6 protein-coding genes are annotated in these 7,771 nt (G+C 73.5%); 5 read left to right on the top strand and 1 reads right to left on the bottom strand.

The window, feature by feature from the left end:
- Window positions 1-1,109 (bottom strand): acyl-CoA dehydrogenase family protein (locus tag K6I34_RS26750; RefSeq protein ID WP_229329424.1); only part of this gene is annotated, 1,109 nt, incomplete at its 3' end.
- Window positions 1,110-1,291: 182 nt separating this feature from the next.
- Here K6I34_RS26750 and K6I34_RS26745 point away from each other — a divergent pair.
- The 5 genes from K6I34_RS26745 to K6I34_RS26725 form a co-directional block, all read left to right on the top strand.
- Window positions 1,292-2,257, top strand: coding sequence for an isopenicillin N synthase family oxygenase (locus K6I34_RS26745; RefSeq protein ID WP_229329416.1), 966 nt, complete (start codon window positions 1,292-1,294; stop codon window positions 2,255-2,257).
- 36 nt (window positions 2,258-2,293) lie between these two features.
- A complete protein-coding gene (locus K6I34_RS26740) occupies window positions 2,294-3,418 on the top strand; it encodes a pyridoxal-phosphate dependent enzyme (RefSeq protein WP_229329414.1) in 1,125 nt (374 codons plus the stop codon).
- 148 nt (window positions 3,419-3,566) lie between these two features.
- Window positions 3,567-5,585 carry a dynamin family protein gene (locus K6I34_RS26735; RefSeq protein WP_229329412.1) on the top strand — a complete coding sequence of 673 codons (2,019 nt, stop codon included), beginning with the start codon at window positions 3,567-3,569 and terminating at the stop codon, window positions 5,583-5,585.
- A complete protein-coding gene (locus tag K6I34_RS26730) occupies window positions 5,498-7,369 on the top strand; it encodes a dynamin family protein (protein ID WP_229329410.1) in 1,872 nt (623 codons plus the stop codon). Before K6I34_RS26735 ends, K6I34_RS26730 begins: the two co-directional genes overlap by 88 nt.
- A gap of 82 nt (window positions 7,370-7,451) precedes the next feature.
- A partial coding sequence (locus K6I34_RS26725) for a dynamin family protein (RefSeq protein ID WP_229329407.1) occupies window positions 7,452-7,771 on the top strand: 320 nt, incomplete at its 3' end.

The raw sequence follows: 7,771 nt of genomic DNA, 5'->3' as shown, positions 1-7,771 counted from the left end.
CCCAACTCCCGCTCCCCCACCCGATACAGCAGCACATCATTCGGCGCCCCCACAATCAGCAGGGCCAACGCGTCCCGGTAATGCCTGCCCAAAGTCGTCTCCGGGCCGGCATAACCCGCCCCGCCGCACAGAAGCACCGCCTCACGCAGCACCTCCTGCAGGTTCATCGTGCAGAACACCTTCGCGGCCTCACTCGTCACCGCCGCGTCCGGCCCCAGCAGGCTCTGCCGGACGGCGCGCATGGCCGTCACCCGGGTGGTGAGCTCCCCCACCCGCAGCCGCAGCGCTCCCCGTACGGCGGCCGGCCGCCGTCCCGCGGTGGCCCGTACGAAATCCACGGCGTGCGCGTGCACGGCGTCGGCGGAGCCCAGTGCCCGGGAGACGTAGCCGGTCACGTCGGGGGCGAGGAGCGAGCCGGTGAGGTCGTGCCCCCAGCCGCCAAGCACATCCTCGTCCGGATCGAACTCGTACCCCTCGAAGGTGATTTCCGCCAGGGAGACACCGAGCATGCCCGGCCGCGGCAGCTCCTCCCCGACGGTGACGCCGGGGCGGGCGGGGTCGACGAACACCCCGACGGTGGCCTCGCCATCCCGGGCCACGGCCAGGACGCGGTCGGCGTGGCGGGCGTTGGTCACCCAGCTCTTGCGCCCGTCGAGCACGCCCGTGCCCCCGCGCCGGGTCACGCGGGTGCGCAGCCGCGCGGGATGGCCGACGCCCTGTTCGTGGTAGGCGCGGGCGAACACCGTCTCGCCACGGGCCATCGGCGCCAGCCACGTACGGCGCTGCTCCGGGGTGCCGTGGCGCAGCACCTGGCCGCACAGTTTGAGGTGGGTGCCGACGAGCCCGGCCAGGGGCTGCCAGGCGCGCCCTAGTTCGTAGCCGATCCGGGCCGCTCCGGCCCTGCCCCAGCCCGCTCCACCGTGCTCAGCCGGTACGGTCGCCGCGAACGCGCCCAGTTGCGCGAGCCGTTCGACGAGGGGACGCGGGTAGGCGTCCTCGGGGTGCGCCGCCAGGTACGGGGCGATCTCCGTACGGGCGAAGTCGGCGATCCGCTCCGTTCCCGTACGGGCACGCTCCTCCGAGTCGTCCGGGCCGTCGGCCGTCCCCATATCGTCCCTCCACGCCGCACACGTCACGTCACATCACCTGCGGCCAAGCATGCGGGGATTCCGGCCCCCGGCGCCCACCTCTCGGCAGACTCACCCATATGGGGGGTATTTACACATAGTGGGACCGCTCGATGCGACCGGCTGGTACAACGTGGGGACAGCCGAGGAGCCGGGGAGTCACGATGACCGCCACGCGGACCGACGACATCGACGACATCGACGATCACGTCGCACGCATCGATCTGCGCGCGTGGCGGGAGGGCGGTGCGCGCGAGCGGGAGCGCGTCGCGGCGGAGCTGGACGGCGCGCTGCGGGCCCACGGCTTCTGTCTGATCACCGGGCACGGCGTCCCCCAGGAGCAGCGCGCCGAACTCCGCTCGCTGGCCCGTACGTTCTTCCTGCTCCCGGAGCAGGTGAAGGCGGGCTACGCCGCCCGCCCCGGCGGCAGCGGCTGGAGCCCTCCGCTGCCCGTCGCGCCCGGGCGGCCGCCGGATCTCAAGGAGACCTTCAGCTTCCGCGCGGGCGGCTCCACGGGCTCGGCCACGCTGGACCGGGGGCGTACGGAGCTGTGGCCGCGGGAGGTGCCGCGGCTGGAAGCCGCGGCCGGGGAGTTCCTGCGGCACATGCGGGCCCTGAGCGACGAGTTGCTGTCGGTGTGCGCGGTGGCCCTGGGCGCTTCCCCCGGCCACTTCCGCGCGTTCCGGCGCGACCCGACGCACGCCGGTGCCCTCAAGTGGTATCCCTCCCTGCGCAGGCTCGGCGCGCCCGGCCCCGGGCAGCAGCGGGTCGGCCCGCACACCGACCTCGGCGCGCTGACCGTGATCGACCGGGAGTTCGGCCTGGGCGGCCTGCAGCTGGAGACGGCCGACGGGCGGTGGATCGACGCGCCCTACGAGCCGGACGCGCTGTCGGTCACCGTCGGCGAGCTGCTCGCCCGCTGGACCGGGGACCGGTGGCCCGCGTGCCGCCACCGGGTGGCCCCGCCGCCGCCCGACGCGCCGGAGGAGGACCTGCTCTCCCTGCTCTACGTCAGCGGCGCCGACCACGACGCGCTCGTCGAGCCGTTCCCCCCGCCGGTCGGCATCACCGCCTACCCGCCGGTGCTGTGGGGCGACTACCTGCGCGCCAACCTCACCGCACAGCGCTGACGGGCGCCCGGAGGAGATCCGACGGAGAGCCGACCGATGGAGATCTACGCGCAGGACACGAGTGTCGTCCAGCGCTACGCCGACCGCCTGGGCGTCGACCCGGAGCTCGTCCGCCGCGCGTCCCTGCGCGAGGGCGGCCGTATCGTGCAGCTCCCGCCGTACCGCGAGGTCCTCCTCGACGTCCTGGACCTGTCGACGCCGAACACCACCGGCACCTTCAAGTCCTGGCTCGCCTGTGTCGCGGTCGCCCGGTGCCTCGGCGCGGGCCACAAGCTGGTGCTGGCCCAGAGCTCGGGGAACACCGCGAACGCGCTGGCCGCGTACGCCGCCCACGCGGGCCTGCGGGCCGTGCTGCTGCACCCGCCCGCCTCGCGCCGGAGAATCCTGCCGCAGCTCGTCGAGGCGGAGACCGTCCAGCTCGTCGAGATCGACGCGGCCGAGCAGCGGATCAAGGCCGTCCTGACGGCCGCCGCCGCGTCCTCCGGCGTCCCGTCCGTCCCCACCCCGCGCGACCAGGACCAGGCGAACAAGGCGCGGGCGTACTTCCTGCGCGACGCCGCCCGCGAGCTGGGGCGCCAGTGGGACTGGCACGTCCAGGCGATCTCCAGCGCGTACGGGCCCCTCGGCTTCTACGAGGGCGTGCGGGAGATCCGGCGGACGGACCGCGCGGGCCTGCGCACGCCCCGCTTCCTGGGCGTGCAGCAGGAAGCGGTGACACCGTTCGTCCGCGCCCTCACCGGTCGCGAGGAGACGCCGGACGCCGCCATGCTGGAGCCGACCCTCTTCCGGCGCGTCCTCACGGACGACCTGGTGACGCGGATGCGCGCGCTGTGCGCCGAGTCCCGGGGCACCGTGCGGCACCTGCCCAACGCCCGCTACCTGGAGCTGGAACCGCAGGCCCTCGCCATGCTCCTGGCGGCCGGGGTGCGGGTGACCCGCGACGCCGACGGCCTGCCCAGGGAGCGGGCCGGGCTCTACTCGCTGGCGGGCGCTCTCGACGCGGTCGGCCAGGGGGTGATCCGGCCCGGCGAACGCGTCCTCGCCGTCTACACCGGCGGCTCCGCCCCGGCCCCGGACGGCACGTACCACCCCCACTGGGTCGCCCGCGAGGACGACGCGCCCTCCGTCGTCGCCAGGGCGCTCGACGCCCTGCGTCACTGACCGACCCCGGCAGATCGGGCCGATCCCATCGCCTGACGGGAAGTCGGCACCGTGGCCCTCCCTACGCTGTCGGCGTGAGGGGGGACAGCTGATGACGAACGGCCGGGCAGAGGCGTGGGCGCCGACAGTCGCCGGGCACCTTCGGTGGATGCACGGCGTCCTCGGCAGCCTCCGTCTTCCGCCCGAACACCACGACGCCCTGTGGTCCGGTCTGCTCGCGATTCAGGCCCGGGCCGACGACCCGGAGTTGCGGGTCGCCGTGTTCGGTGAGGCGTCCAGCGGCAAGAGCACCCTGCTCAACGCCCTTCTCCGACGTCGGCTACTGCCGTCCTCGGCCCGGGTGACCACCCGTACCACCACGGTGCTGCGGTACCGGCGCGGGGCCGAGGGCCTGCGGCTGCGGACCGCCGACGGGACCGTGCTGAGCTGGCCGTCCGAGCCGTTCGCCCGCTGGGCGGGCCATCCGTACCTGTGCTGGCCGAGTGGCCTGGACGAGGCGCTGCGGCAGGTACTCACGACCGAACTGGCCGGGCACATACGGGATCTGGAGGTCCGGACACCGGTCCGGCTGCTGGGCGGCGGCGTGGCGATGCTGGACACTCCGGGGTTCAGCGTGACCGACCGGGGACACCGGGAGCTGGCCGAGGCCGCGGTGCGCCACGCGGACCTGGCCCTAGTGGTCGTCCCTGCCGTGGCCGCCATGTCGATGACCCTGGTGGACTTCCTCACCGGGCCGCTGCGGGACCACCACGAACGGTGCGCCTTCGTCCTCACCAAGATCGACCTGATCGACCACGACGAACGGGCCGAGACCGTCAAGGTCGTCGAGGACCGGATCAAGGAGCTGGGCATCGAGGACCCGGTGCTGCTGCCCTGCGCGCCGGGAAAGGCACTGGAGGAGCTCGTCGGGCCCGCCGCTCACGGTCCGGTCCACGGACTGCGCCCCAGGCCGGGCCGACCGGAGTACCTCCCCGGATTCCTCACGGTGGAGGCACGAATCTCGCGACTGGCCGCCGACAGCAGGCAGTCCGCCACCGCGGCCACCGTACTGGGGTCGCTCTCACAGCTGCTCGGCACGCTGGAAGAGGCTGCCGCCGCACAGCGCGCCGAGTTCAGCCGTGTCGAACACAGACTGGCCGCCCTGTCCCCGCCGGACTTCCCGGCATTTCTGAACGCCTGGGCCCAGCGGGTCATGGACCGGGCAGGGCCCGAGTTGTGGCACGCCGCAGTGGAGGCCGGAGAGCCGTCGTCGTCCCTTGGCAGGCTCGACGCGGCGGTGACCGCGGCGGTGGCCGGGGACAGGATCGATGACATCCGCGCGGCGACCGCCGAGGTCTCCCGTATCGTCCGGATCCATTTACGGACGGAGGCCGAGCAGGCGACCCGGGCCGCGGCGGACCGGGCACGCCGCCTGCTGGCGGCCGAAGCCGAGAGCCTCGCCCGTGACTTCGCGGCCCGGTACGGCACGCCGACCGGTGCGGCCGGTTGGACACCGGCCATACTCGTGGCACCCCCGGCGGCGGTTCTCGGCCTGCCCACCCCGGACCTGTCCGGCGTCGACCGGGCACTGACCGCCGTCGGCGCGCACCTGACCACCTGCGGCACCTGGCGCACCGGCGGCAGTGCGGTGACCGGGGCGGTGCTCGGCACCGCGGTCTTCCCCGGAATCGGCACCGTCATCGGCGGCGCGCTCGGCGCGTTCATCGGCAAGCGCGACCCCGACACGGCGCGCGACCAGTTCCTGCGGACCGTGCGTCCGGTCATCGCCACCGCGCACGAGGAGATCGGTCGCTTCGTCGCCGAGTTCCTGCTGCGTGTCTCCCAGGGCGTGCGCGACAGCGTCACGGCGCTCCGGGAGAAGTACGACCACGAGTTCGGCGAAGAGGTCGCCCGCATCGCGGCCGCGCACTACCGGCAGAGGGCCGAACTGGCCACCGGGATCGCCGCCGCCGAGCAGGCCGCGGCCATCGCCCGGCACCGCCGGGAGCAGGTCGCCGCCTTGTACCACCGCGAGCCCGGCACCGCCCCGCACGACGGAGCACCGGGCCCCGTCCCCTGCATCCGAGGAGCCGTTGAGCCATGGACACGCACACCGACCCCCGGCCCGCCGACGGCCCCCGACCGCAGGCCGCCGTATCACCGCCCGCCGCCGAGGCGCTCACCGTGACGACCGATACCGTCCTCACCGACACACCACCCGCCGCCGGCCCGGCGCAGGTCGCCGATGTCGGCAGTGCCGTCCCGAGCTGGCTCCGGGAGGCCCTGGTGCTGGCCGGGGAGTACCGGCTGGACCGGATCGCCACGGCCCTCGAGGCGCTGGCCGCCGGGCGCGGGCGACGCCTGTTCCGGGTCGCCGTGGTGGGCGAGTTCAACCGCGGCAAGTCCACAGTGATCAACCGGCTGCTCGGCCGCGGCCTGCTGCCGACCGGCTCACTGCCGGTGACCCGGGCCCCGGTGGTGGTCCGTCCTGCCCAGGACGAAGTCCTGTGCGTCATCTGGCCGGACGGCCGCCGCGAGCTGCGCCGCCTGGACACCGGTGACCCGTGGCATGGTCTGACCGGCGCCACTCAGGACGAGGGCTCCGAGGGGACCCCGGAGCCCTCCATGACCGTCACGGTCACCGACGACTGGCTGGGCGGACTGGACGCCGAACTGGTGGACACGCCCGGCGTCAACTCGGGCAGCCAGGAGCAGTTCGAGCAGGTGCGCCGTACCGCCGCCGGAAGCGACGCCGTGCTGTTCGTCGTCTCCGCGCTCTCCCCGCTGGGCATCACGGAACGCCGCCTGCTGGAGGAGGAAGTGCTGTGCAGGCACGTCCCCTTCACCGCCGTCGTCGTCACCATGCTGGATCTGCTCGACGCCGACGACCGCGCAGGGGCCCTGCACGACCTCGGGCAGCGGCTGGCCGGCCTGGCGAGCCTTCCGGTGCTGCCCGCCCCGGCGCCCGGTGCAGGAGAAACCGAACTGGCCGCGCTGCGCGAGCTGGTCGAGGGGTTCGCGCGACGGGACAAGCGCACGCTGTGGCGTGACCGGCAGATCGCCGCCCAAGTCGCGGACTTCTGCGAGGCGATGGCCGTGATCGCGGGCGAGGCGATGGCGGCCGACCGACTCTCCGCGGGGGAGACGGAGGCACGGGCCAAGGAGGCGCAGGCGCGGCTGGAGCACGAGGAGCAGCAGTGGGAGCAGCTGCGCATCGACCTGACCGCACGACAGCTCGCTCTCACCGCCCGGCTGCGGGACCATGTCCAGGAGAAACGTGACGGGGTGATCGAACGGCTGCGCTGGGAGCTGGAACGGAACGCCGACCCGCGCGGCTGGTGGGAGCACGACCTGCCGTTCCGGCTGCGCCACGAGCTGTCGCTGCTGGCCAAGGAATCCGAGCGCACCGTACTGCTGCCGGCACTCACCGCCGACGCCGGCTGGCTGGACGAGGCGGTGGCCGACCGGTCGCCGGAGGCCCGGCCGAGCTGGGTCCCGACCGGGCTGAAACTGACGGCCGAGCCCGAGATCTCCGGCAATGTCTCCGACCTGTCCAGGACCCGGCTGGTGACGCGGCTGGGCGCACAGGGGGGAGCCATCGTCGGCTACCTGATCGCTGCCACCCGTCAGGCGCCACTGCCGATGATCTACGGCGCCGGTTTCAGTCTGCTCGGCGGGCTACTGGCCGAGGCATCGATCAGGGCGGCCACCGAGGCTCAGCGCAAAGAGGTGGACGCCGTGCTCGTCCGGGTGATCGACGAGAGCACGATGGCCTTCCAACGGCAGGCGGTCGAGGTGCTCTCGGAGGTGTACGGGGAGGTGTTCGAGCAACTGCGGCAGTCACGTATCGCCTGGCACGACGCCTGGCGGACGGCGGCCGAGTCCGGCGGCCGGACGGACGAGGACTGGCCGTCCCTGGCCCATGCCGCGACCGCCCTGGCCGTACGCATCCGGGCCGGTCTCCAGGGCTGAGCCGCGGGCCGGGCCCACCGCCGGTTCCGGGACCGGCCCCGGAACCGAGGCAGAGCGAAGAGCAGAGAGAGGACATTCAATCATGAATACGGAAGAGGGCGGATACGAAGCCGCGGCGGCACAGCGGCTGCGGCTGACCGGAATCTGCCGACAGCTGGGGAAGATCGCCGAGCAGATCGGCGACAGCGGCGCGCAGAGTGTGGTGACCGCCGTCCTGGAGCGGATGGACACCGACGCCTTCCGCGTGATGGTGGTCGGCGATTTCAAGCGCGGCAAGTCCACCTTCGTCAACGCCCTGCTGGGAGCCCAGGTGCTGCCGGTCAAGGCGGTGCCCGCCACCGCGGTCATCACCGAGGTCAAGTTCGGCGAGCCCCCGGCCGCCCGACTGTGGCGGGAGAACGC

It is taken from the genome of Streptomyces sp. UNOC14_S4, from assembly GCF_020740835.1.
Taxonomy (GTDB): Bacteria; Actinomycetota; Actinomycetes; order Streptomycetales; family Streptomycetaceae; genus Streptomyces.
This window is presented reverse-complemented; position numbering and strand designations above follow the sequence as displayed.

Bases quoted from the DNA above. Each gene is read 5' to 3' on its own strand.
- K6I34_RS26745 (WP_229329416.1), top strand. From the start codon at position 1,292: ATGACCGCCACGCGGACCGACGACATCGACGACATCGACGATCACGTC.
- K6I34_RS26740 (WP_229329414.1), top strand. From the start codon at position 2,294: ATGGAGATCTACGCGCAGGACACGAGTGTCGTCCAGCGCTACGCCGAC.
- K6I34_RS26735 (WP_229329412.1), top strand. From the start codon at position 3,567: ATGCACGGCGTCCTCGGCAGCCTCCGTCTTCCGCCCGAACACCACGAC.
- K6I34_RS26730 (WP_229329410.1), top strand. From the start codon at position 5,498: ATGGACACGCACACCGACCCCCGGCCCGCCGACGGCCCCCGACCGCAG.